Here is a 23,552-nt window from a genome sequence, read left to right as displayed (position 1 = left end):
AGGTCAGCCGCCGAGCTTCTGCAGCTCGGCCTGATCGGTGGGGGTCTGCGGGGCCACGAAGACCTGGAGCTTGACGGTCATCCGCGTGGCGGAGTCCACCGAGGTGCCGGTGGTGGTGGCGCCCTCACCGGGCCCGAAGCCCACCGAGTCGATCAGTGCCGCGCGGGGGCCGCCCTCGATCGCGGCCACGAAGGCGCGGTGGTTGGGCAGGGCCCCGTCGGCGACCAGCGTCACCGGGACGGAGAACAGGTTGCCCGCAGCCGTGACGGGGGCGTTGCTGGTGGCCGGCGCAGCGCCAGCGCCGGCCAGCGTGGGGGCCCCAGCCACGATGCTGAACACCACCACTCCGGCGCTGCGGGCCTGGTCCTCCACCTGGCGGGTGAAGTCGGGCATGCCACTGGTGATGGGCAGCGCCGCACGAGCGTCCTGCAGCTCCTTGTTCAGGCCGTCCATGTCCTTGCTGGCCGCCTCGAGCTTGCGCACCTTGTTCTGCAGCACCATGTTCTGGGTCTCCGCCGACTGCGCCTGCTGGTCCAGCTCCGAGGCGCTGGAGAGCTGGGGGCCGACGAGCACCACCCACCCGAGGGCGAGCACGACCACGGCGAGCAGGGCACCGCCACCGATCCAGACCCGACGGTCCTGGCGCAAGGAGGTCATCAGTTGCCGCCCTTCGTGCTGGGGTCGTACTTCTTGGTCAGCAGCACGTCGGTGAGGGTCAGCTGGAGGCTGAACTGCGTGCCGGGGGCGGCCGCCTTGTTCGACAGCGGGTACGGCTCCACCACCCCGGGCACGGTGCGCAGCGCGTCGACGTAGGTGGCCAGGTCGGCCAGCGTCCGGCCGGTGCCACCGATGGTGACGGTGCCGATGTGCTTCTGCCCGGAGGCGTCCAGGCTGGCGGTGTCCGAGGCCTGCGTTCCCCCGGTGGCCGCAGACTTGCCGGTGTCCACCGTGATCTCCAGCTGGTTGATCGCCATGGAGTCCGGCAGCTTGGCGCGCAGCTGCTCCAGCAGGGCAGCGTGCGAGACGTCGTCAGCCAGCAGGACCGGCAGCTGCTGCTCCACCTGGGCGACGTCGGCCTGGATGCGGACGACGTCGGCGTAGTTGTTCTGCTTGACCAGCAGCTGGGACGTCTGGGCCTGCACGTCGGCGAGGTTCTCCGAGGCCTGGTGCTTCTGGAACATGCCGAACACGAGGCCGAGCACGCACACCCCGAGCACTCCCGCCATGGCCACGCTGACCCGGCGGCGGATGACGTGGACCCGGCGCTGGGCGAGGACCTCCGGCGGCATGAGGTCGGCGACGATGCCCCAGCCCGGCAGGGCCGTCCAGATCGGACCGGTCAGCTCCTGTGGCTGTGGCTGTGGCTGGGGGCGCTCCGGCATCCCGTGCCTGCCGCCCCCGGAGTGCTTGCTCATGCTGCTGCCCCCATCGCCAGGCCCACCGAGACCGCGCTGGCGGAGACGCCGCTGCCCATCTGACGCATGAAGGTGCTCCAGCGCGTCTCGATGTGGTGCGCCGGCGCGATCACCTCCACCGGCATGGCGTGCTGCGCGGCGATCAGGTCAGCGAGGCCGGGCAACCAGGCTCCGCCACCGGTCAGCGAGATGCGCTCCAGGTCGACGTCGGAGTTGGTGGCCGCGAAGAAGTGCAGCGAGCTGCGGATCTCTGCCAGCAGGGGACGCACACCCTCGGTGAGGATGGTGGCGATCTCCGTGCCGCTGGTGAGTCCTTCGGAGTACTTGGCGCGCTCGGCGTCGTCGAAGCTGAGGTCGGCGCGGTCGGCGAGGCGCTCGGTGAGCTCCTGGCCGCCGCGGGCCACGGTGCGCACCACCTTGGGCATGCCGTGGCTGTGCACCACGATGCTGGTGAGGTGCGCCCCGATGTCGATGACCGCCTCGGCGGTCATCCGCTCCTGCGCCAGGAAGCGCAGCGTGGCGATGGACGACAGGTCCACCGTGGCCACGCGCAGCCCGGCGCGCTCCACGGCGCTGACCGCGGCCACCACGGGCAGCCGGGGCGCGGCGATCAGCAGGCCGTGCAGCATGTCTGGGGCGCCGTCCACCAGCCCGAAGGGCGTGTAGTCGAGGATCACCTCGTCCAGGGGCAGGGCCACCAGCTCGCGGGCCTGGAAGGGCAGGGCGAGGCGGACCTGCTCGCGGGGAAGGTTGGGCATCTGCAGGTCACGGACGACGACCTGCGGGTTGGTGGTGCCGACGATGACGTTGGCCCCGGTGAAGCCGTTCTCCTGGGCCAGGTGCTTGACCGCGGTGGTCACCACCGCCTGGTCGCGCACCGCTCCGTCGACCACGGCCGCCAGGGGCAGGCTGATGTGACCGAGCGCCTGGATCTGCACCGAGGGCAGTCCTGGCCCGCGCACCGCGTTGAGCACGGCGGCCCGCACGCCGGTGGCGCCGATGTCGAGCCCGATGATGCGACCGTCACCGTTGACCGCGGGGACCGCAGTCTCACCGGGTCGCCGGCGTGTCTTCATCATGTCTCCCCGAAAGGGCGTCGAGCTCGGACTCTGCTGGGTGGGTGGATCGTTCAAGCAGCGATCCGGTGGGGCCACTCGCGTGGCCCCACCGGAAGGGGTTGCTACTAGGACTCGAGGGTGGTGCCGGTAGCGCTGGAGTACGTGTAGGTCTTGTCGCCCGTCGACGACGCCTTGCCGACGATCGTGTACGTGCCATCAGTGCCCGGTGTCAGTGTCAGCGTGGCGCCGTCGGACACGACCACCATCTGCTTGGACGTGCCGCAGGAGATTTCGGTGTTCTTGGTAGCGCCGGTGAGTGGTGCGGCCGGCAGCTGACCGCCAGAGGCGCGGCAGGCCTCGACCGCGGTGATGGCGTTGCGGACGTCAGACTGGGCCGCCTTGTTCGCGGCACCCTTCTGGTAGTTGAGGTACAGCGGGATGGCGATGGCGATCAGGATGCCGAGAATCACCACGACCACGAGCAGCTCGATCAGGGTGAAGCCCTTGTCGTTCTTGGCGCGCTCCTCGCGGAGCTTGTGGAGCTGGTTGAGCATGGGAGCCTCCGGGCTCTGGTAGGGACTCGGCGAGGGGGTGCCGGTTAACCGGTAGATCGACCGCCGAGGGGGGAACCTGAGTGGCAGCAGCGCAGCGCCCGGGATAGGGCACGCAGCGTAATTGCACTCTCACATAGAGTACGCAGATCCACTGCCGCGTAGGAACATTGCGGAGTCTGGTTAGGACTGGATGTTCTGGTAGATGCTGAACATCGGCAGGTACAGGCAGACCACCATCGATCCGATCACCACGCCCATGAGCACCACCAGCAGCGGCTCCATGGCCGCGGTCAGCGAGTCGGTGGCCGCCTCCACCTCGTGGTCGTAGAAGTCGGCGACCTTGTCCAGCATCTCGGTGATCTGGCCGGTCTCCTCCCCCACCTCCATCATCTGCACGACCATGGTGGGAAAGAGCGGGTGCCTGCTCAGCGGCCCGGACATCTGGTTGCCCGCGCGCACCTCGTCCATCACTTCCTTCATGGCCTGGGTGATCACCGCGTTGCCGGAGGTGCCGCCCACCACCTCCAGCGCCTGCAGCATGGGCACACCCACGTGCAGCAGCGTGCCCAGCGTGCGCGCCCAGCGGCTGATGGCCAGCTTGGCGGAGAGCTTGCCCATCACCGGCAGCCGCAGCTTGATCCGGTCGACCCTGAGCCGGAACGCCGGGTTCTTGCGGTAGGCGTCGCGGAAGTACTTCAACCCGACGACCGCGACGACGATGGCCAGGGGAGCCACCCACCAGAGGTTGTTGGAGAGGATCACCATCACCTTGGTGGGCAGCGGCAGCTCACCGCCGAGGTCGGCGAACATCCGCTCGAAGATCGGGACGATGAAGATGATGACGCCCATGCCCAGGATCAGCGAGAACATCAGCACGATGACCGGGTAGGTCATCGCCCCCTTGATCTTGGCTCGCAGGTTGGCGTCGGCCTCGTACATCGAGGCGATCCGGTCGAGCGCCCCGTCCAGGAAGCCGCCGGCCTCGCCCGCGCGCACCATGTTCACCATCAGCAGCGGGAACTGGTCCGGGTGCCTGCCCATCGCGGTGGACAGCGTGACGCCACCCTGCACCTCGCTGCGCACCCGGCTGATCGCCGCCTGCAGCTTCGGCTTGCTGGTCTGCTCGTCCAGGATGGACAGTGCCCGCAGCAGGGGAAGACCCGCCGACATCATGGACGCGAACTGGCGCGACATGATCGCCAGGTCCTTGAGCGTGGTCCGCCCGCCGAGGCCCGGGATCTTGATCTCCCGCTGCAGGCCCTGGCCCGCCGTGGTGACGCTCAGCGGCACCAGCTTCTGGCTCAGCAGCGCCTGCGCGGCGGCCTCGGTGGACTCCGACTCCAGGCTGCCCTTGATGGCGGCGCCCGTGGAGTCCAGCGCCTCGTAGGCAAAGGTCTTGGTGGCCACGGTGCTACACGCGCTTCGTCAGTCGGGTGAACTCGCTGGGGTCGTGGGCCAGGCTCAGCGCGGTGTTGCGGCTGATCTGGTTCTCGTTGTAGCGCATGGCCAGGTGCTGGTCGAAGCTGATCATCCCCACGTCGCCGGAGGACTGCAGGAACGACGGGATCTGGTGCACCTTGTCCTCGCGGATGAGGTTGCGGATGGCCGGCGTCGCCAGCATCACCTCGCACACCACGGTGCGGCCCTCGCCGTCCTTGCGCGGCACCAGCGCCTGGGTCACCACCCCCTGCAGGCAGTTCGCCAGCTGCACCCGGATCTGCTGCTGCTGGTGCGAGGGATAGATGTCGACGAGCCGGTCGATGGTCTGCGCCGCCGACTGGGTGTGCAGCGTGGCGAGCACCAGGTGCCCGGTCTCCGCGGCGGTCACCGCCACCGAGGTGGTCTCCAGGTCGCGCAGCTCACCCACCAGGATGATGTCGGGATCCTGGCGCAGCGCGTGCTTGAGCGCAGAGCTGAAGTCCTCGGTGTCCGAGCCCACCTCGCGCTGGTTGACCACGCACTTCTTGTGCGAGTGCACGTACTCGATCGGGTCCTCGATGGTCATGATGTGCCCGGAGCGGGTCCGGTTGATCAGGTCCAGCAGGCTCGCCAGGGTGGTGGACTTGCCCGAGCCGGTGGGTCCGGTGACCAGCACCAGCCCGCGGGGCAGTCCCCCGAGGTCCTCCACCGCGAAGGGCAGGCCCAGGTCGGTGAGGTTCTTGATCTCGTGCGGGATGGCGCGGAAGGCCGCTCCCACCGAGCCGCGCTGGCGGTAGACGTTGACGCGGAAACGGCTGACCCCGCGCACGGAGTACGAGGTGTCCAGCTCCTGGGCGTTGGCGAACTTGTCCCACTGGACGGGGGTGAGGAAGGAGCGCACCAGCAGCTCGGTGTCCACCGGCGTCAGCCTGTCGTAGTCCGGGACGGGGGCGAGCGCGCCGTTGAGCCGCATGCACGGGGCGATGCCGGCGGTGAGGTGCAGGTCCGACCCGCCCATCGCGACCAGCTCGGTCAGCAGCCGGTCGAGCTCGGCGCGCACCGGCGCGGTGTCGACGGCTTCGTCAGCCGGTGCTAGTGACGTCAACGTCATGCCCTTCATGCAGTCCCGGTAAAACCTTGCGGGGAGCCATCTTTGGCATGCCTCACGGTCGCAGGGACGATATCCCCGTTCGCCCGCTATCGATAGCCCCTAGTGCTCTATCGACCACGCAGAGTGATTTGCGAGCGGGTTCACGAAATCTCCCTACACCGTGACGCGGAGCACCTCCTCCACCGTGGTGGTGCCCTCCGCGGCCTTGCGCAGCCCGTCGTCGCGCAGGGTCAACATGCCCTCCGCCCGCGCCGCCTTGGCGATGTCACCCGCCGGCGCACGGGCCACGGTGAGCCGCTCGATCTCCTCGCTCACCGGCATCACCTCGGTGATGGCCAGCCGGCCCCGGTAGCCGGTGTCCCCGCACTGGCGGCAGCCCGCGGCCCGCCAGAGCTGCTCCGGGAAGTCCAGCTCCTGCAGCGGCCAGCGTGCGGTTCGCAGCGTCTCCTCCTCCGGGATGTAGCCCTCCTTGCACCACTCGCACAGCCGCCGGGTGAGGCGCTGGGCGAGCACCGCGTCCAGGGAGGAGCCGACCAGGAAGGGCTCGATGCCCATCTCCACCAGTCGCGTCATGGCGCTGGGGGCGTCGTTGGTGTGCAGCGTGGAGAGCACCAGGTGCCCGGTGAGTGCCGCCTCGATGCCCAGCTGCGCCGTCACCCGGTCGCGGATCTCACCGACCAGCACCACGTCAGGGTCCGAGCGCAGGATCGCCGGCAGGATGGCCGCGAAGGTCAGTCCCGCCTTGGCGTTGACCTGCACCTGGTTCACCCCGGGCATCCGGTACTCCACCGGGTCCTCCACGGTGATCACGTTGACCTCGGGCCGGGCGATCTCGTGCAGCGTCGCGTAGAGGGTGGTGGACTTTCCCGACCCGGTGGGCCCGGTCACCAGCACCATGCCGTGCGGCTTGCGGAAGCTGGCCGAGAAGCGCCCGTAGTTGTACTCGGTGAACCCGAGCTTGTGCAGGTCCAGGTCCACGCCCCCGGTGTCCAGGATGCGCAGCACCACCTTCTCCCCCCACACGGTGGGCAGCGTGGCGGTGCGCAGGTCCACCCCGCGCCCGCCCACGTCCATGGTGATGCGGCCGTTCTGCGGCACCCGGCGCTCGGTGATGTCCAGCCCGGACATGATCTTGAAGCGGGAGATGAGCGCCGACTGGATGCCCTGGGGCACCACGTCCACCGCGTGCAGCACGCCGTCGATGCGCAGCCGGATCTTGAGGTCGAACTCGCTGGGCTCGAGGTGGATGTCGGAGGCACGTGAGTTGATCGCCCGCTCCAGCAGGGCGTACACGTAGCGCACCACGGGCGAGTCGTCGCTGAGCCCGTCGAGGTGGTCGTGGCTGGGCCCCTCCGCGGCGGTGATCGCGGCGGCGGCCTCGTCCAGGTCGGCACTGTCGCGGGCGTAGCGACCCAGCAGGCGGTTCAGCTCGTCGGTGGTGGCCACCACCGGGACCACGGTGAGCCCGGTCGCCGCGCGCACGTCGTCCAGCGCCAGCACGTTGCTCGGGTCGGCCACCGCCACCGTGATCGTCTTGTCGGTCACCGAGATCGGCACCACGTGGTGCCGGCGCGCCAGGGCCAGCGGGATCTTCGACATCGCCGACATCTCGACCGGGTAGGAGCCCAGCTCGACCGCCTCGACCCCGTAGGCGTCCGCCACCGCGGAGACCAGCTCGAAGTCGGTGACCACCTGGTCCTCGACGAGGACGCTGCGCAGCGGTCGACCGGTCTTCTCCGCCCGGTCCACCGCAGCCTGCAGCGCGTTCTTGTTGAGCCCGCGGTCGGTCAGCGCGCTGACGATCGAACGGAGTGCCGGATCCATGGAGCCCCCAGAGAGCGAGCGGGAACGGGCGCAGCGACCTGCTCGCGCGCCGGGTGTCCACACCGTACATCGACGCTCTGTAACGAGAGTTAAGCAATTAGTAACAACAACGGGGAAGCGGCTCGACGAGGGCATTTCGGACAGAAACCTTGCTCGACGCGAAATGGCAAGTCGTCAAAAGGATTTCCGCGGAAATTCGGCGAACAAGCGATATGGTCACCTGGCCAACAAGGGGTGATGGCGACTACTGCGCCTCCCCCCTCGGATGGCGCTCTGTTGTGCTGACCCACTTTCTCTGGAGGACCCCCCATGACCAGGTCCATGGACCGCACCGGTCACCACCGCTACGCCGACGACGTCGAGACCAGCCCGGCCCAGCCCAACCGCCGCGACACCGCGATGGCCATCCAGATCGCCACCGGAGTCGGGACCGCGTCCACGCCGCTGGCCGCCTTCGACGCCGCGCTGTGCGAGATGGGAGTGGGCGACTACAACCTCATCCGGCTGTCCTCGGTGATCCCCTCCGGCGCGAGCGTGCGCCACGTCGACCAGGTGGACCAGCGGGCCCGGCACGGCGACGGCCTGTACTGCGTGTACGCCGAGGAGCACGCCACCGTCCCCGGCGCCAGCGCCGCGGCCGGCATCGGCTGGGTGGTGAAGTCCGACGGCTCGGGCTCCGGACTGTTCGTCGAGCACGAGGGCAGCAGCGAGCGAGAGGTGGCCACCCAGATCCGGGCCAGCCTCAAGGACATGACCGCCTACCGCGGCGGCGGCTACGACGCCCCGCAGATGTGCATCGAGACGGCGGTGTGCGTGGACAAGCCGGTCTGCGTGATGGTGATGGCCGCCTACACCGGCATGTGGTGGGACATCCGATGATCCGCAAGGGGATCACGCCGTTTCGCCGCCAGCTGATCGACCGGCCGGCGGCGTCGGTCACGGTGGAGTCCACCGTGGACGCGGAGAACACCGAGATGTTCTGGGAGCTCTACCTGGCCGCCTTCGGCCCGATGCGCACCCGCGCGGCGGCCCGCAACGTGCTGCACCGCGAGGAGTTCATCGAGGAGATGGCCGACCCGCGGGTGGACAAGTACGTGGCGTGGGACGCCGAGGGCAAGGCCGTCGGGCTCACCACGCTCACCAACGACCTCAGCTCGGTGCCGTGGATCAGCCCGGAGTACTTCGCCGCCCAGTTCCCCGAGCACACCGCCCGCGGGGCGGTCTACTACCTCGGGTTCACCCTGGTGCACCGAGATGCCCGGCGCGGCACCACTTTTACGGACATGATGAGTCACGTACTGTCACGGCTCGTAGCAGACCGTGCGGTCGTCGGGTGTGACATCTGCGCCTACAACAACACGGCGCTGAGCTTCGACAAGAACCTCATAAAGATGTTGACCTCCTCTGCCGATGTGACAGTGGAAGTGCTGGACACCCAGACCTACTACTCGGCCGAGTTCCACGGCTCAGCGAAGTAGGCCGGAAGCGAGCGGAGCGCGGACGTGAGCACGGCGGCAGAGTCCCTGGCCCATCCGGTCCAGGTGCAGACGCGTGACGCGTGGTCGTTCTTCGGCTTCGCCGTGGCCACCTGCGTGATCTACCTGTTGTTCCCCGGCGACGCCGTCGCGGCCGTCTGCTTCGGCTCGGCCGCGGCGGGGTCGGCCATCGCCATCGGCATCGGGGTGCGCCGGCACAAGCCGCGCAAGCGTGCTGCCTGGAAGTGCGTGCTGCTGGCCAGCCTGCTGTTCATGATCGGCGGGGGCCTGCGCACCGCCGAGCGCAGCACCAACGCGGTGCCCGAGCTGCTCGCCGCCGCCTTCACCATCGGCGGCTACGTGGCGGTGGCCGCGGCCCTCACCATCTTCCTGCGGGCCCGCAACGTGCACGCCAGCAGCGACACCGTGCTGGACACGGTGCTCGTGGGGCTGGGCGCCACCCTCGCCTCGTGGGTGCTGCTCATCGCCCCGGTCACCGACCACGGCAGCATCATCAACGTGACCACCGCGGTGGTGGCGCTCTACCCCATCCTCGACTCGGTGCTGCTGGCCCTGCTGGTGCACCTCACCTTCACCACCGCTCCCGGCGACCGCACCTTCGGGCTGCTGGGCACCTCGCTGCTCGCCATCTTCGTCGGCGACCTCGGCTACGCGGTCACCACGGCCGGCTTCCTCCACCTGCCCGACGCGGTGCTGGACGCCCCGTTCCTCATCGCCTTCGGCGCACTCGGGGCCGGCGCCCTGCACCCGTCGATGAAGCGGATCTCGCTGCCCCAGCCCGGCTTCGCCTACCGCGGCCGACGCCGGGTGCCCGGCCTGGTGGTGGCCCTGGTGCTGGCCTCGGTGGCCCTGGCGGCCGTGCCCGCCCACCACACCCTCGACCAGGTGGTTCGGGCCGTGCTCTTCGGCACGCTGCTGCTGGGCGTGCTGGCGCGCAGCGAGCGCGCGGTGCGCCGGCACGCCACCAGCGAGCAGGCCGCACGGCACAAGTCCACCCACGACGACCTCACCGGCCTGCCCAACCGGGTGCTGCTGCACTCGCGGGTCACCCGACAGCTGGAGGCCAACACCGGCATCGGCCGGCTGAGCCTGCTGTTCATGGACCTCGACGGCTTCAAGTTCGTCAACGACAGCTACGGCCACAGCGTCGGCGACGAGCTGCTGGTGGCCGCGGCCGAGCGGCTGCTCAAGGTGGTGCGCCCCGACGACGTGGTGGCGCGCTACGGCGGCGACGAGTTCGTGGTGACCGCGCCGCTGGAGCGGGCCGGTGCGGAGGGGCTGGCCGACCGGATCCTGGCCGTGCTCAGCGAGCCGTTCGTGCTCAGCGTGGGCCGGGTCTACGTCTCGGCCAGCATCGGCATCGCCCGCGCCTCCCCCTCGGCGGCCTCCGCCGACATCGAGGGGCTCATCCGCGAGGCCGACGCCGCGATGTACCACGCCAAGGCCAGGGGCCGGGGCGGATACGCCTTCTTCGACGACAGCCTGCGCGCCCGCGCCCGGATGCAGATCGAGACCTCCACCGCTCTGCGCGACGCCCTGGGCCGCAAGGAGTTCGAGGTGTTCTACCAGCCCATCGTCAGCCTCACCGACCGCAGCGTGGTGGGCTACGAGGCACTGCTGCGCTGGTACCACGACGGCGAGCTGCGCCGACCCGACCACTTCATCCCCATCGCCGAGGCCTCCAACATCATCGTGTCCATCGGCGCCTGGGTGCTGCGCACCGCGTGCGAGCAGCTGGCCACCTGGCGGGAGCAGGGCCACACCACCCTGCACATGGCCGTGAACGTCTCCGCCCGCCAGCTGCGCGACTACGACCTGGTGCACACGGTGGAGTCCGCGCTGTCGGACACCGGGCTGCCCGGCACGGCGCTGTGGCTGGAGCTCACCGAGACCGCACTGGTGGACGACACCGACACCGCGCTGCGCACCCTGCAGGCGCTGCAGGACCTGGGCGTCGTGCTCTGCGTGGACGACTTCGGCACCGGCTACTCCGCGCTGGGCTACCTGCAGCGCTTCCCCATCTCGGTGGTCAAGATCGACGGGGCGTTCGTCCGCGCGCTCAACGAGCAGCTGCCCGAGTCCAGCATCGTCGGTGCCATCGAGAAGATGTCCCGCGCACTGGGCATGAACACCGTCGCCGAGGGCGTGGAGACGACCTTGCAGGAGGCCCAGCTGCGCTCGCTGGGCTGCGAGATGGCACAGGGCTGGCTCTTCGGCTACCCGCTGCCCGCCCGGGAGATCATCCGCCCACAGGCCCTGCCCGTCTCCCAGCTGGCCGACCTGCCCGAGAAGGACCTGGTGGACGCAGAGCTGGACGGCCGAGAGCTGGACGGCCGCGAGCTGGACGGCCGCGAGCTGGACGTCACCGCCGCCGACCGCTGACCCGCCCTCCCTGCGGCGCCCCGCCGTGCGGGCTTCCCGGCGACGGCCGACAATAGTTCGCATGGCTAACCCAGTTGTGTCCCGAGAGATCCGCCTCGCGTCCCGCCCCACCGGGTGGCCGACGGCGGAGAACTTCACCCTGGCCGAGGTCGAGCTGCCCGAGCTGGCGCCCGACCAGGTCCTGGTCCGCAACACCCTGATGAGCGTGGACCCCTACATGCGCGGCCGGATGGACGACCGCCCCTCCTACGTGCCGCCCTTCCAGCTCGGCCAGCCCCTCGACGGCGGCGCGATCGGTGAGGTGGTGGCCAGCACCGCCGACGCCGTCCCGGTCGGCACCACCGTGCTGCACAGCTTCGGCTGGCGCGAGCAGGTGGTGCTGCCGGCCAAGCGGGTGCAGCCGGTGGACACCGACGCCGCCCCCGCCAGCAGCTACCTCGGCGCCCTGGGCATGCCCGGCCTGACCGCCTACGTCGGCCTCACCCGCATCGCCGCGATGCAGGAGGGCGACGTGGTGTTCGTCTCCGGCGCGGCCGGTGCGGTCGGCTCGCTGGTGGGTCAGATCGCCAAGCGCCGCGGCGCCGCCCGGGTGATCGGCTCGGCGGGCACCGCCGAGAAGGTCCGCCACCTCACCGAGGACCTCGGCTACGACGCTGCCTTCTGCTACAAGGACGGACCCGTCCTGGACCAGCTGCGCCAGGCCGCGCCCGAGGGCATCGACGTCTACTTCGACAACGTCGGCGGAGAGCACCTCGACGCCGCCATCGAGTCGCTGAACACCTTCGGCCGGGTCGCCGTGTGCGGGCTGATCTCCCAGTACAACGACCCGAACCCGGAGCCGGCGGTGCGCACCCCCTGGCACCTGGTGGCCAAGCGGCTCAGCATCCGGGGCTTCATCGTCAGCGACCACAACGACCTGCGCGAGGCGTTCCTGGACGAGGTGGCCCCCTGGGTCCGGGACGGCTCGCTGGTCTCCGCGGAGACCGTCGTCGACGGCGGCGTGCAGGCGGCTCCGCAGGCGTTCCTCGACCTGATGCGCGGGGCCAACACGGGCAAGATGCTGGTCCGCTTCTAGCCGAGCGCCTATAGTTTGTCCGGTTCGTACCCTGCCGTCCCCCGGGAGAGCTCATGAGCCAGCTGCAGATCGAGGGCTTGCACAAGCGCTTCGGCACCACGGTTGCGCTGCAGGACATGACCTTCGACGTCCGGCCGGGGGAGCTGTTCGGCTTCGTGGGCAGCAACGGGGCCGGCAAGACCACCACCATGCGCATCGCGCTGGGGGTGCTCTCGGCCGACGCCGGGCAGGTGCGCCTGGGCGGGCGGCCCATCGACCTGGCCCTGCGTCGGCGCATCGGGTACATGCCCGAGGAGCGCGGGCTCTACCCCAAGATGAAGGTGGGCGCGCAGCTGTCCTACCTGGCCCAGCTGCACGGGCTGTCCGCCGCCGACGCCGCCGACGCGGTCACCCGGTGGACGACCCGGCTGGGCATCGACGGGCGCCTGCAGGACACGGTCGACTCCCTCAGCCTGGGCAACCAGCAGCGGGTGCAGCTGGCGGCGGCGCTGGTGCACGACCCCGAGCTGCTGGTGCTGGACGAGCCGTTCTCCGGCCTGGACCCGGTGGCGGTGGACGTGATGAGCACGGTGCTGGCCGAGAAGGCGGAGCAGGGCGTGCCGGTGGTGTTCTCCAGCCACCAGCTGGAGCTGGTGGAGCGTCTGTGCGACCGGGTGGGCATCGTGGCGCGTGGCCGGATGCAGGCCTGCGGCACCGTGGACGAGCTGCGCTCCGGTGGCAGCACGCAGCTGGTGGTGCACGCCCCCCAGGCGCCACCCGGCTGGGCCGACGCACTGCCCGGGGTGAGCGCGGCCGACCAGCACGACGACCGGACCGTGCTCACGCTGGACGCCGGCGCCGACGACCAGGCCGTGCTCGCCGCGGCCCTGCGCACCGGACCGGTGCACGAGTTCTCCCGCCGCCAGCAACCTTTGGCCGAGCTGTTCCGAGAGGCGGTCGCCGCATGAGCTCCACCTTGCGCACCGTGGGCCTGGTGGCCCGCCGCGAGTACACCAGCCGGGCCAGCTCCAAGGCGTTCCTGATCAGCAACGCCGTCATGCTGGTGCTGCTGGTCGTCGGCATCGTGGTGGCCTCGCTGGTGGGCGGAAGCTCCGACGCCACCAAGGTGGGCCTGGTCGGCACGGCGGAGCAGCTGGCCGCCCCGCTGCAGCAGGCCGGCACCAGCCTGGGTGAGGATCTGCAGACCTCGGTGCTGCCGGACGCCGAGCAGGCCCGCGCCCAGGTGCGCGACGGCGACCTGGAGGCGGTGGTGCTGCCCAGCGACAGCGGTGGCTACGTGGCGGTGGTGGACAAGGAGCTCTCCCCCGAGCTGCAGGCGGCCATCAGCGCCACCGTCCGCCAGCAGGCGGTGGACACCGTGCTGCGGGCCAACGACGTGGACCCGGCCGTGCTCGCCCAGGCGGTCCAGCAGGCCGGGCCCACGGTGGAGGCCCTGAACCCGCCCGATCCGGCCAGCGCCCAACGCACCGCCCTCGCCTACCTGGCGGTGCTGTCCATGTTCTTCCTGCTGCTGATGTTCGGCCTGTACGTGGCCATGGGCGTGGTGGAGGAGAAGTCCAGCCGCGTGGTGGAGGTGCTGCTGGCCACGATCAAGCCGCTGCACCTGCTGTGGGGCAAGGTCATCGGCATCGGCGCGATCGGGCTCACCCAGCTGGTGGGCATCGGGGCGGTCGCCCTGGTCGCCGGGGTGGCCACCGACCTGGTCACCGTCACCGGCACGGCGGTCGCGGTCTTCGCCTCGGTGCTGGTCTGGTTCATCCTGGGCTACACCCTCTTCGCGGTGCTCTACGCCGCGGCCGGCTCGCTGGTGTCGCGGCAGGAGGACGTCAACTCCGTCGTCACCCCCATCACCTCCGTCATCATCGCGATGTACGTGCTGGCGCAGGTCACCCTGGGCGAGCCGGACGGCACCCTGGCCGCGGTGATGTCCTGGATCCCACCGTTCTCGGCGATGCTGATGCCGATGCGCATCGCCGCGGGGGTCAGCAGCCCCGGACAGGTCATCGGCTCCGCCCTGCTGATGCTCGCCGTCACCGTGGCGCTGTCGCTGCTCGCCGCCCGCATCTACGAGCGGTCGGTGCTGCGCAGCGGCAGCCGGGTCAGCCTGCGCGAGGCGCTGCGCTCCTGACCTGCTGCGACACGGGCGGAGAACCGGTGCACCTGCCACGCTGACGTGCAACAATCCAACAAATCCGTTGTGCGCCAACAAGAGAGCAGCCATGAACTCCAAAGCCACCCGCGTCCGGTTCGCCACCCTCGTCGCCACTGGTTGTGTCGCGGCCCTCACGCTCACCGCGTGCGGCGGCGACTCCTCCGAGTCCGAGGCCGCCCCCGCCGCCACGACCACCACGAGCGCAGCGCCCAGCTCGAGCGCCGCCACCAGCTCTGCGTCGGCCTCGCCCACCAGCACCACCGCGGCCGCCAGCAGCTCGGCCGCTCCCGCGGCCGGTGGCGCGGCCGGCAAGTCGGTCCCGGTGAACAAGACCATCGACGACCCCGAGATGGGCGACAAGGTGGTCATCGAGGAGTACGTCCGCGGCTTCCCCGTGCCCGCCTCGCTGCCGGCCATCAAGGACCGCGAGATCATCCTGGTGAAGGTCTCCGCCACCGCGGGCGACAAGTACTACGGGGGCTGGCAGACCGGTTCGCTGCGGCTGCTCACCGCCAACGGCCAGGAGAACGCCGCCGGCTCGTCCACCGCGGTGGTCGAGGCGATGACAGCGGCGGGCTACCCGCTGATGAAGGACGTCAAGATCGGCAAGGCCGGTGCCGGTTGGCTGCCCTTCGTCGTCGTGCAGAAGGACAGCCCCAGCCTCACCCTGCAGGTGAAGCGGTCCGCGGCCACCACCTCGGGCGGCGGCACCATCGCGGCGCAGACCTGGGACGTCCCGCTGCCCACCGCCTGATCCGCGCCCCCGCCTGACCCGCACCCGCCACCAGCGGGTCGCGCGCCAGGCCAGGTGGCGAGCACCGTCGTACGCTCGATCCGTGCGCATCGCGTTGTTCGCCACCTGCCTGGCCGACGCCCTCTTTCCCGAGGCCGCCAAGGCCACGGTGCTGCTGCTCGAGCGGCTGGGCCACCAGGTGGTCTTCCCGCCGGAGCAGACCTGCTGCGGCCAGATGCACGCCAACACCGGCTACCTCACCGAGGCGCTGCCGCTGGTGCGCCACCACGTGCAGGTGTTCGCCGACTGCGACGTGGTGGTCGCCCCGTCCGGATCCTGCGTCGGCTCGGTGCGCCACCAGCACGCCATGATCGCGCGCCGCACCGGTGACGACGCCCTCGCCGAGCGCGCCACCGCCGTGGCCGCCCGCACCTACGAGCTCTCCGAGCTGCTGGTGGACGTCCTCGGGGTGACCGACGTGGGCGCGCACTACCCGCACCGCGTCACCTACCACCCCACCTGCCACTCGCTGCGGCTGCTGCGGGTGGGCGACAAGCCGCTGCAGCTGCTGCGCGCGGTCGGCGGCATCGACCTGGTGGAGCTGCCCCAGGCCGACGTCTGCTGCGGCTTCGGCGGCACGTTCGCGCTGAAGAACGCCGCCACCTCCACCGCGATGCTCGCCGACAAGATGGCCACCGTGCTCAGCACCGGCGCCGAGGTCTGCACCGCCGGCGACTCCTCCTGCCTGATGCACATCGGCGGCGGGTTGAGCCGCATCCAGGCCGGCGTGCGCACGGTGCACCTGGCCGAGATCCTGGCGTCCACGGAGACGGGCCGATGAGCACCTTCCTGGGCAACCCCACCGCTCCTCCCCCGGCCGGCGCGGGGCACCTGCGGGGCACAGAGCCCTTTCCCGCCGCCGCCCGCCACGCCCTGCAGGACACCCAGCTGCGGCGCAACCTGGGCGCGGCGACCGCCACCATCCGGGCCAAGCGCGCGGGCGTGGTGGCCGAGGTGGACGACTGGGAGCAGCTGCGCCTGGCCGGCAGCGCGCTGAAGGCCGACGTGCTGGCCCGGCTGCCCGAGCTGCTCGAGGAGCTGGAGCAGCAGGTGAGCGCCCACGGCGGGGTGGTGCACTGGGCCCGAGACGCCGCGGAGGCCAACCGCATCGTGGTCGACCTGGTGCGGGCCACCGGCAGCGACGAGGTGGTCAAGGTCAAGTCGATGGCCACCCAGGAGATCGCCTTGAACGAGGCGCTGGAAGAGGCAGGCATCTCCCCGTGGGAGACCGACCTGGCCGAGCTGATCGTGCAGCTGGGCGACGACCGCCCCAGCCACATCCTGGTCCCAGCCATCCACCGCAACCGGGCGGAGGTCCGGGAAATCTTCCTGCGCGCGATGCCGGACGTGGACCCGGACATCACCGACGACCCCCACCAGCTGGCGATGGCGGCCCGGGCGCACCTGCGCCGCCGGTTCCTCTCCGCCCGGGTGGCCATCAGCGGGGCCAACTTCGCCGTGGCCGACACGGGCACCCTGTCGGTGGTGGAGTCGGAGGGCAACGGGCGGATGTGCCTGACGCTGCCGCAGACGCTGATCACCGTGCTGGGCATCGAGAAGCTGGTGCCCACCTGGCAGGACCTGGAGGTGTTCCTGCAGCTGCTGCCCCGCTCCTCCACCGGCGAGCGGATGAACCCGTACACCTCGATGTGGACCGGGGTGCACCCCGGCGACGGACCGCAGGAGTTCCACCTGGTGCTGCTGGACAACGGGCGCACCCGGGTGCTGGCGGACGAGGTGGGCCGCAGCGCGCTGCACTGCATCCGCTGCTCGGCCTGCCTCAACGTCTGCCCGGTGTACGAGCGGACCGGTGGGCACGCCTACGGCTCGGTGTACCCGGGCCCGATCGGCGCGGTGCTCAGCCCCCAGCTGACCGGCACCACCGGCCACGACGACCCGAACGCGTCGCTGCCCTACGCCTCGTCGCTGTGCGGGGCCTGCTTCGACGCCTGCCCGGTGCGCATCAACATCCCCGAGCTGCTGGTGCACCTGCGGGCCGAGCAGGTGGACGCCGAGCGGGGCGGGCTGCCCTGCGGCCAGGACGTGGCCATGCGCGCGGCGGGCTGGGCGATGGGGGCGCCGGGGCGCTTTGCCGCCGCGGAGAAGGCGCTGGGCCTGGGCCGGGTGCTCGGCGGGCGCTCGCACACCATCAGCTCGCTGCCCTGGCCCGGCTCGCTGTGGACCGGCGCCCGCGACCTGCCCGCGCCGCCCGAGCAGACCTTCCGGCAGTGGTGGGCGCAGCGGTGACCCCCCGCGAGGAGGTGCTGGCCCGCATTCGCACCGCCCTGGCCGACCGGCCGGTGCCGCCGCCGGTGCCCCGCGACTACCACCACCGCGGCGACCAGCCGCCCGGCAGCCCAGAGGCGGTGGCGCTGCTGGCTGCGCGGGTGGACGACTACCGCGCCCAGGTGCACCGGGTGGACCTGGCCGAGCAGGTGCCCGCCACGCTGGCGAGGCTGCTGGCCGGGCACCGCGCGGTGGTGGTGCCGCCGGACCTTCCCGCGGAGTGGGCGCAGGTGTGCCCGGGCGTGGTGCGCGACACCGGGCTGTCCCCGCAGCAGCTCGACGAGGTGGACGCCGTGGTCACCGGGTGCGCGGTGGCCATCGCCGTCACCGGCACGCTGGTGCTGGACGCCGGAGCGGCGCAGGGACGGCGCGCGCTCACCCTGGTGCCCGACCACCACGTGTGCGTGGTGCGGGCCGAGCAGGTGGTGGCGAGCGTGCCGGAGGCGCTGGCGCGGCTGGACCCCACCCGTCCGCTCACCTTCATCAGCGGGCCCAGCGCCACCAGTGACATCGAGCTGCAGCGGGTGGAGGGCGTGCACGGCCCGCGCACCCTGGACATGGTGATCGTCGGCTGAGCCCGCTTGGTGGTACTTGCAGTACCACCGCGAGCCAGCATGGGCGTACTTGCAGACGCCCCTAGAAGCTCGACCGCGGCACCGGCGTCCCCTGGGTCACCTGGTGCGGGCCACCCACCGACGGGCGCACGTCGAAGTCGAACAGCGCCGTGGGCAGGTACACCGTGGAGCAGGAGTTGGGGATGTCCACCACCCCGGACAGCCGGCCCTCGATCGGCGCGGCGCCGAGGATCATGTAGCCCTGCTCCGGGGTGTAGCCGAACTTCGTCAGGTAGTCGATCGCGTGCAGGCACGCCCGCTGGTAGGACAGGTGCGAGTCGAGGTAGCGCTGCTCCCCCTCCAGGGTCACCGACGTGCCGGAGAACGCCAGCCACTCGCTGAACTGCGGCTCCACGTTGCCCGGCAGGAAGATCGCGTTCTCGTGCACCCCGTAGGTGTCCATGCCGCCCTTGATCAGGTCCACGTGCAGGTCGATGAACCCGCCCATCTCGATGGCCCCGCAGAAGGTGATCTCGCCGTCGCCCTGGGAGAAGTGCAGGTCGCCCACCGACAGGTGCGCCCCGTCCACGAACACCGGGTAGAACACCCGCGTTCCCCGGCTGAAGTTCTTGATGTCCTGGTTGCCGCCGTTCTCCCGCGGCGGCGCGGTGCGCGCCCCCTCCGCGGCCACCCGGTCGAAGTCGGCCCCGGAGAGCGAGCCGAGGATGGCGTCGGTGGCCAGCGGGGGCAGCGCCAGGGCGGGGACCCGGTCCGGGTCGGTGGCGATGAGGGCTCCCTCGCGGGTGTTCCACCGGGTGAGCAGCTCGTGCGAGGGTGCGGTGCCCATCAGCCCCGGGTGGGTGATGCCGGTGAAGGACACCTCCGGCACGTGCCGCGAGGTGGTCCGCTGGCCCTGGAAGTCCCACACCGTCTTGTAGGCGTCCGGGAACTGGTCGGTGAGGAACCCGCCGCCGTTGTCCCTGGCGAAGATGCCGGTGTAGCCCCACCCCTGCCCGGCCAGCGGGCCGGAGTCCTCCTGCGGGATCGGTCCGAGGTCCACGATGTCCACCACGAGCAGGTCACCGGGTGCCGCACCCTCCACCGCGAACGGGCCGCTGAGCCGGTGCACCTGGGACAGCGGGCAGTCCCGGACGTCGTCGGCGGAGTCGTTGTTGCCGATCGCCCCGTCGAACCACTCCCGGCAGTGCACCCGGAAGGTGTCGCCGGGCTTGACCTGCACCGCGGCCGGGATGTCCGGGTGCCAGCGGTTGTGACCGACGATCTGCTGGTCGGTGAACGGCTTGCTGCTGTCCAGCGGGAAGACGAGCTCGGGCATGGGGTGCTCCCTCGGGTGATCAGGGTTTGGGCAGCCTCCGCAGGACGGGGTTGTCGGGGGCTGTCGGGGTGCGCCGGCGGGCGCCGCTGCCGGGCACGGACGTGACCACGGCCGGCTCGTCGGCCGAGCGCCGGGTGGCGTCGATGGCGGCGAGGCGGCCCCGGTCGGCCAGGCCCAGGTGCGGGGCGGCGAAGACGCGGGCGGTGTCGCCCCCGCACTCCGGGCACGGCCACTGGGCGGGGGCGCTGCCCATCGGCCGCTGGACCTCGCACACGCCGTGCTCGGCGCACCGGTACTGGTATGCGACCACTGCGCGGCCTCCTGCTGCCGGGAAACCTCGACGGTAGCCACGGTCAGCACAGGTTGTCGACGGGAGAACTGCCCGCACAGAGGTGTTCGCACAGGGTCACCGCAGATACATTCAGTCCAGTCTGTTTCTAGTTGTTAGGCTGCTGCGGTGGGTACCGCACAGCAACTTCAGGGACAGACCAGCGCCGCCGAGCCCGACTACGACGTGCTGGTGATCGGATCAGGCTTCGGTGGATCGGTGGCCGCGCTCCGGCTCACCGAGAAGGGCTACCGGGTCGGCGTGCTCGAGGCGGGCCGTCGCTTCGCCGACGACGAGCTGCCGAAGACCAGCTGGAACTTGCGCCGCTACCTGTGGGCGCCGCAGCTGCGCTGCTTCGGCCTGCAGCGCATCCACCTGCTGCCCGACGTGCTGGTGATGGCCGGCGCCGGCGTGGGCGGCGGCTCGCTGAACTACGCCAACACCCTCTACCAGCCGCCCCCGGCGTTCTTCCAGGACCCGCAGTGGGCGCACATCACCGACTGGCAGGACGAGCTCAACCCCTACTACGAGCAGGCCCGGCGGATGCTCGGCGTGCGCCCCAACCCGCTGTCCACCCCTGCCGACGCGGTGATGCGCGAGGTGGCTGAGGAGATGGGTGTGGGCCACACCTTCACCACCACGCCGGTGGGCGTCTTCTTCGGCACCGAGGAGAGCACCCCGGGCGGCACCACGGTCCCCGACCCGTTCTTCGGCGGCGCCGGCCCGGAGCGGACCAGCTGCACCGAGTGCGGTGGCTGCATGACCGGCTGCCGCTACGGCTCCAAGAACACCCTGGTGAAGAACTACCTGTACCTGGCCGAGCAGGCCGGGGCCACGGTGCACCCGCTCAGCACCGTGACCTCGCTGCGCCCGCGCACCGGCGGCGGCTACGAGGTGGCTGTGCAGCGCACCGGCACCGTGCGTCGCCGGCACCAGCGCACCATCACCGCCGGGCAGGTGGTGGTGGCGGCCGGCACGTACGGCACGCAGCGGCTGCTGGGCTCCATGCAGGCCGAGGGCAACCTCCCCAGCATCTCCCCGCGACTGGGCTCCACGGTGCGCACCAACTCCGAGGCGGTGCTCGCCGCCACCGCCCGCACCCGTGCCGTCGACTACAGCCGCGGCATCGCCATCACCTCGTCGTTCCACCCGGACGAGCGCACCCACATCGAGCCGGTGCGCTACGGCAAGGGCTCCAACGCCATCGGGCTGCTGCAGACCGTGCTGGCCGACGGCGGCGGCCGGGTTCCTCGGCCGCTGAAGACCCTCGGCGTTGCGGTGCGACACCCCATCGCGTTCGTGCGCAACCTGTCCGTCTACCACTGGTCGGAGCGCACGGTGATCGCGCTGGTGATGCAGACCGGGGACAACTCCATCGAGCTGACCACCAAGCGCGGCCTGTTCGGCCGGCGCAAGCTCACCAGCCGCCCCGGCCCCGGCGAGCCGCCGCCGCGCTGGATCCCGCAGGGCCACGAGGCCGTGCGCCGGGCCGCGGACAAGATCAACGGCCACGCCGGCGGCTCCATCGGCGACGTGTTCAACATCCCGATGACGGCGCACTTCCTGGGCGGCTGCGCCATCGCCGACTCCCCCGAGGGTGGCGTGGTCGACGCCTACCACCGGGTGTTCGGCCACCCCGGCCTGCACGTGTCCGACGGCTCCACGGTGAGCGCCAACCTGGGCGTCAACCCCTCGCTGACCATCACCGCACAGGCCGAGCGGGCCTTCGCGCTGTGGCCGAACAAGGGCACCGCCGACGTCCGCCCCGAGCTGGGCGCGGCCTACCGGCGCTGCGACCCGGTGCCCCCGGCCCGCCCCGTGGTGCCCGCGGACGCACCGGGCGCGCTGCGGCTCCCCCTCACCGTGCTCGGCGCCTCAGCGCGCGCCCACACCGCCTAGCGCGGCCGCACGAGAAGGCACGCGAGCGCGGGGCCGGTCAGTGACCGGCCCCGCGCTCGTGCACGACGTGACGCTCGGGGTCTAGCCGACGCCCAGCAGGTCGATGACGAAGATTAGCGTCTTGCCGGAGAGGCGGTGCCCGCCGCCGGCGGGGCCGTAGGCCAGCTGCGGGGGGATGACCAGCTGGCGGCGTCCACCGACCTTCATGCCGGGGATGCCCTTCTGCCAGCCCTCGATGAGGCCCTGCAGCGGGAAGCTCAGCGACTCCCCCCGGTTCCAGGACGAGTCGAACTCCTCGCCGGAGTCGAACTCCACGCCGAGGTAGTGGACCTCGACCTTGCTGCCCGGCGCCGCCTCCGGGCCGTCACCGACGACGAGGTCGGTGATCTGCAGCTCGCTGGGCGCTTCCCCGCCGGGGAACTCGATCTCTGGCTTGGTCACCGTGGTGCTCCTCAGTCTGGGCGAAGTGGTTGGCGCTACTGGCGCTCGGCGAGCGGTACGTAGTCGCGCTCGGTGTAGCCAGTGTAGATCTGGCGCGGACGCCCGATCTTGGTGTCCGGGTCGCCGATCATCTCCCGCCAGTGCGCAATCCAGCCGGGCAGCCGGCCCAACGCGAACAGCACCGTGAACATGCGGGTGGGGAAGCCCATCGCCCGGTAGATCAGTCCGGTGTAGAAGTCGACGTTGGGGTAGAGCTTGCGCTCCACGAAGTAGTCGTCGGTGAGCGCCTTCTCCTCCAGCGCCTTGGCGATGTCGAGCAGCTGGTCGTCGCCGCCGAGCTTGCGCAGCACCTCCTCGGCCGCCTTGCTGACGATGGCCGCGCGCGGGTCGTAGTTCTTGTACACCCGGTGGCCGAAGCCCATCAGCTTGACGCCGGGCTCCTTGTCCTTCACCCGGCGCACGAAGTCGCCGACGTCGCCACCCTCGCGCTTGATGCCCTCGAGCATGTCCAGCACCGCGGCGTTGGCCCCGCCGTGCAGCGGCCCGAACAGGGCGTTGATGCCTGCGGAGACCGAGGCGAACAGGTTGGCGTTGGACGAGCCGACCATGCGCACCGTCGACGTCGAGCAGTTCTGCTCGTGGTCGGCGTGCAGGATCAGCAGCATGTCCAGCGTCTTGACCAGGTCCGGGTCGATGTCGTACGGCTCGGCCGGGAACCCGAAGGTCATCCGCAGGAAGTTCTCCGTGAGGCTCAGCGAGTTGTCCGGGTACAGGAAGGGCTGGCCCACCGACTTCTTGTACGCGTAGGCGGCGATGGTGGGCAGCTTGGCCAGCAGCCGGACGGTGGACAGCTCCACCTGGTCCTGGTCGAAGGGGTCCAGCGAGTCCTGGTAGAAGGTGCTCAGCGCGGACACGGCGCTGGAGAGGACGGGCATGGGGTGGGCGTCCCGGGGGAAGCCCTCGAAGAACCGCTTGAGGTCCTCGTGCAGCAGGGTGTGCCGCTGGATCCTGTCGGTGAAGGCGGTCAGCTGGGTCTCGCTGGGCAGCTCACCGTGGATGAGCAGGTGGCTCACCTCGGCGAAGGTGGACTTCTCCGCCAGCTGCTCGATGGGGTACCCGCGGTAGCGCAGGATCCCGGCCGCACCGTCGATGTAGGTGATCGCCGAGGAGCACGAGGCGGTGTTGACGAAGCCGGAGTCGTAGGTGGTGTAGCTGGTGTCGGCGAGCAGCTTGCCGAGGACGAAGCCGTCGTTGCCCTCCGTCGCCCGGGCGATCTTCATCTCGTGCTCGCCACCGGGGAAGGTCAGCGTGGCAGTGTCGACCTTCTCCTCGGCCGAGCTCTCGGCTGTCGTCTCGTTGATGGAGACCGTCTCGTTCTCGGGCACAGAGGGCTACCTCTCCGACTCAGTCGTCCCACCCCGACCCCGGC

At 70.7% G+C, this 23,552-nt stretch carries 22 protein-coding genes; 11 read left to right on the top strand and 11 right to left on the bottom strand.

Going from position 1 to position 23,552, the window contains the following annotated elements; translation table 11 throughout:
* Positions 1-3: 3 nt before the first annotated feature.
* From AC3YNX_RS07600 to AC3YNX_RS07570, 7 genes are all read right to left on the bottom strand, one after another.
* Positions 4-657, bottom strand: coding sequence for a hypothetical protein (locus tag AC3YNX_RS07600; protein WP_489995089.1), 654 nt, complete (start codon positions 655-657; stop codon positions 4-6).
* The gene (locus AC3YNX_RS07595; RefSeq protein WP_489995088.1) at positions 657-1,415 is read right to left on the bottom strand and encodes a hypothetical protein; all 759 of its coding nucleotides are present in this window, start codon (positions 1,413-1,415) and stop codon (positions 657-659) included. The genes AC3YNX_RS07600 and AC3YNX_RS07595 overlap by 1 nt, the downstream gene beginning before the upstream one ends.
* Positions 1,412-2,494, bottom strand: a complete 1,083-nt coding sequence (gene pilM / locus AC3YNX_RS07590) for a type IV pilus assembly protein PilM (protein WP_489995087.1) — start codon at positions 2,492-2,494, stop codon at positions 1,412-1,414. The genes AC3YNX_RS07595 and pilM overlap by 4 nt, the downstream gene beginning before the upstream one ends.
* 104 nt (positions 2,495-2,598) lie before the next feature.
* A complete protein-coding gene (locus AC3YNX_RS07585) occupies positions 2,599-3,027 on the bottom strand; it encodes a type IV pilin protein (RefSeq protein WP_489995086.1) in 429 nt (142 codons plus the stop codon).
* Positions 3,028-3,207: 180 nt separating this feature from the next.
* A complete protein-coding gene (locus AC3YNX_RS07580) occupies positions 3,208-4,434 on the bottom strand; it encodes a type II secretion system F family protein (RefSeq protein WP_489995085.1) in 1,227 nt (408 codons plus the stop codon).
* A 4-nt stretch (positions 4,435-4,438) separates the two neighbouring features.
* Positions 4,439-5,566: a type IV pilus twitching motility protein PilT gene (locus AC3YNX_RS07575; protein WP_206518087.1), complete on the bottom strand. Its 1,128-nt coding sequence runs from the start codon at positions 5,564-5,566 to the stop codon at positions 4,439-4,441.
* A gap of 144 nt (positions 5,567-5,710) precedes the next feature.
* A complete protein-coding gene (locus tag AC3YNX_RS07570) occupies positions 5,711-7,381 on the bottom strand; it encodes a GspE/PulE family protein (protein ID WP_127782036.1) in 1,671 nt (556 codons plus the stop codon).
* A gap of 309 nt (positions 7,382-7,690) precedes the next feature.
* Between AC3YNX_RS07570 and AC3YNX_RS07565 the strand changes: the two genes are divergently transcribed.
* The 10 genes from AC3YNX_RS07565 (at position 7,691) to AC3YNX_RS07520 (ending at position 18,140) form a co-directional block, all read left to right on the top strand.
* Positions 7,691-8,260, top strand: a complete 570-nt coding sequence (locus AC3YNX_RS07565) for a pyruvoyl-dependent arginine decarboxylase (protein ID WP_241249686.1) — start codon at positions 7,691-7,693, stop codon at positions 8,258-8,260.
* Entirely contained in the window at positions 8,257-8,859 is a 603-nt protein-coding gene (locus tag AC3YNX_RS07560) for a hypothetical protein (protein WP_206518086.1), read from the top strand. Before AC3YNX_RS07565 ends, AC3YNX_RS07560 begins: the two co-directional genes overlap by 4 nt.
* A 24-nt stretch (positions 8,860-8,883) precedes the next feature.
* Positions 8,884-11,259: a putative bifunctional diguanylate cyclase/phosphodiesterase gene (locus AC3YNX_RS07555; protein WP_489995084.1), complete on the top strand. Its 2,376-nt coding sequence runs from the start codon at positions 8,884-8,886 to the stop codon at positions 11,257-11,259.
* 61 nt (positions 11,260-11,320) lie between these two features.
* Positions 11,321-12,334 carry an NADP-dependent oxidoreductase gene (locus AC3YNX_RS07550; RefSeq protein ID WP_127782034.1) on the top strand — a complete coding sequence of 338 codons (1,014 nt, stop codon included), beginning with the start codon at positions 11,321-11,323 and terminating at the stop codon, positions 12,332-12,334.
* A 53-nt stretch (positions 12,335-12,387) separates the two neighbouring features.
* On the top strand, positions 12,388-13,281 hold the full coding sequence (locus tag AC3YNX_RS07545) for an ABC transporter ATP-binding protein (protein WP_489995083.1): 894 nt from the start codon (positions 12,388-12,390) through the stop codon (positions 13,279-13,281).
* Positions 13,278-14,462: an ABC transporter permease gene (locus tag AC3YNX_RS07540; protein WP_489995082.1), complete on the top strand. Its 1,185-nt coding sequence runs from the start codon at positions 13,278-13,280 to the stop codon at positions 14,460-14,462. Before AC3YNX_RS07545 ends, AC3YNX_RS07540 begins: the two co-directional genes overlap by 4 nt.
* Positions 14,463-14,553: 91 nt before the next feature.
* A complete protein-coding gene (locus AC3YNX_RS07535) occupies positions 14,554-15,240 on the top strand; it encodes a hypothetical protein (RefSeq protein ID WP_489995081.1) in 687 nt (228 codons plus the stop codon).
* 82 nt (positions 15,241-15,322) lie between these two features.
* Positions 15,323-16,060, top strand: coding sequence for a (Fe-S)-binding protein (locus AC3YNX_RS07530; RefSeq protein ID WP_489995080.1), 738 nt, complete (start codon positions 15,323-15,325; stop codon positions 16,058-16,060).
* Positions 16,057-17,526 carry a lactate utilization protein B gene (locus tag AC3YNX_RS07525; RefSeq protein ID WP_489995079.1) on the top strand — a complete coding sequence of 490 codons (1,470 nt, stop codon included), beginning with the start codon at positions 16,057-16,059 and terminating at the stop codon, positions 17,524-17,526. The genes AC3YNX_RS07530 and AC3YNX_RS07525 overlap by 4 nt, the downstream gene beginning before the upstream one ends.
* Complete coding sequence (locus AC3YNX_RS07520) at positions 17,523-18,140, top strand: LutC/YkgG family protein (RefSeq protein ID WP_489995078.1); 618 nt, start codon at positions 17,523-17,525, stop codon at positions 18,138-18,140. The genes AC3YNX_RS07525 and AC3YNX_RS07520 overlap by 4 nt, the downstream gene beginning before the upstream one ends.
* A 61-nt stretch (positions 18,141-18,201) precedes the next feature.
* Here AC3YNX_RS07520 and fmdA read toward each other — a convergent pair whose 3' ends face one another.
* On the bottom strand, positions 18,202-19,455 hold the full coding sequence (gene fmdA, locus AC3YNX_RS07515; protein ID WP_489995077.1) for a formamidase: 1,254 nt from the start codon (positions 19,453-19,455) through the stop codon (positions 18,202-18,204).
* Between the two features lie 19 nt (positions 19,456-19,474).
* Positions 19,475-19,765 (bottom strand): FmdB family zinc ribbon protein, encoded by a 291-nt coding sequence (locus AC3YNX_RS07510; protein ID WP_489983583.1) that lies wholly within the window; start codon positions 19,763-19,765, stop codon positions 19,475-19,477.
* 147 nt (positions 19,766-19,912) lie between these two features.
* On the opposite strand from AC3YNX_RS07510, the gene AC3YNX_RS07505 reads away from it, so the two are divergent.
* A complete protein-coding gene (locus tag AC3YNX_RS07505; RefSeq protein WP_489995076.1) occupies positions 19,913-21,682 on the top strand; it encodes an FAD-dependent oxidoreductase in 1,770 nt (589 codons plus the stop codon).
* Between the two features lie 81 nt (positions 21,683-21,763).
* Here AC3YNX_RS07505 and AC3YNX_RS07500 read toward each other — a convergent pair whose 3' ends face one another.
* Both AC3YNX_RS07500 and AC3YNX_RS07495 read right to left on the bottom strand, forming a co-directional pair.
* Complete coding sequence (locus AC3YNX_RS07500; RefSeq protein WP_127782023.1) at positions 21,764-22,123, bottom strand: FKBP-type peptidyl-prolyl cis-trans isomerase; 360 nt, start codon at positions 22,121-22,123, stop codon at positions 21,764-21,766.
* A gap of 35 nt (positions 22,124-22,158) precedes the next feature.
* Positions 22,159-23,484 (bottom strand): citrate synthase, encoded by a 1,326-nt coding sequence (locus AC3YNX_RS07495; protein ID WP_489995488.1) that lies wholly within the window; start codon positions 23,482-23,484, stop codon positions 22,159-22,161.
* Between the last annotated feature and the right edge of the window lie 68 nt (positions 23,485-23,552).

This window comes from Rhodococcus sp. Z13_19A, from assembly GCF_058133575.1.
This window is presented reverse-complemented; position numbering and strand designations above follow the sequence as displayed.

Bases quoted from the DNA above. Each gene is read 5' to 3' on its own strand.
- AC3YNX_RS07600 (WP_489995089.1), bottom strand. From the start codon at position 657: ATGACCTCCTTGCGCCAGGACCGTCGGGTCTGGATCGGTGGCGGTGCC.
- AC3YNX_RS07595 (WP_489995088.1), bottom strand. From the start codon at position 1,415: ATGAGCAAGCACTCCGGGGGCGGCAGGCACGGGATGCCGGAGCGCCCC.
- pilM (WP_489995087.1), bottom strand. From the start codon at position 2,494: ATGATGAAGACACGCCGGCGACCCGGTGAGACTGCGGTCCCCGCGGTC.
- AC3YNX_RS07585 (WP_489995086.1), bottom strand. From the start codon at position 3,027: ATGCTCAACCAGCTCCACAAGCTCCGCGAGGAGCGCGCCAAGAACGAC.
- AC3YNX_RS07575 (WP_206518087.1), bottom strand. From the start codon at position 5,566: ATGAAGGGCATGACGTTGACGTCACTAGCACCGGCTGACGAAGCCGTC.
- AC3YNX_RS07570 (WP_127782036.1), bottom strand. From the start codon at position 7,381: ATGGATCCGGCACTCCGTTCGATCGTCAGCGCGCTGACCGACCGCGGG.
- AC3YNX_RS07565 (WP_241249686.1), top strand. From the start codon at position 7,691: ATGACCAGGTCCATGGACCGCACCGGTCACCACCGCTACGCCGACGAC.
- AC3YNX_RS07560 (WP_206518086.1), top strand. From the start codon at position 8,257: ATGATCCGCAAGGGGATCACGCCGTTTCGCCGCCAGCTGATCGACCGG.
- AC3YNX_RS07550 (WP_127782034.1), top strand. From the start codon at position 11,321: ATGGCTAACCCAGTTGTGTCCCGAGAGATCCGCCTCGCGTCCCGCCCC.
- AC3YNX_RS07545 (WP_489995083.1), top strand. From the start codon at position 12,388: ATGAGCCAGCTGCAGATCGAGGGCTTGCACAAGCGCTTCGGCACCACG.
- AC3YNX_RS07540 (WP_489995082.1), top strand. From the start codon at position 13,278: ATGAGCTCCACCTTGCGCACCGTGGGCCTGGTGGCCCGCCGCGAGTAC.
- AC3YNX_RS07535 (WP_489995081.1), top strand. From the start codon at position 14,554: ATGAACTCCAAAGCCACCCGCGTCCGGTTCGCCACCCTCGTCGCCACT.
- AC3YNX_RS07525 (WP_489995079.1), top strand. From the start codon at position 16,057: ATGAGCACCTTCCTGGGCAACCCCACCGCTCCTCCCCCGGCCGGCGCG.
- fmdA (WP_489995077.1), bottom strand. From the start codon at position 19,455: ATGCCCGAGCTCGTCTTCCCGCTGGACAGCAGCAAGCCGTTCACCGAC.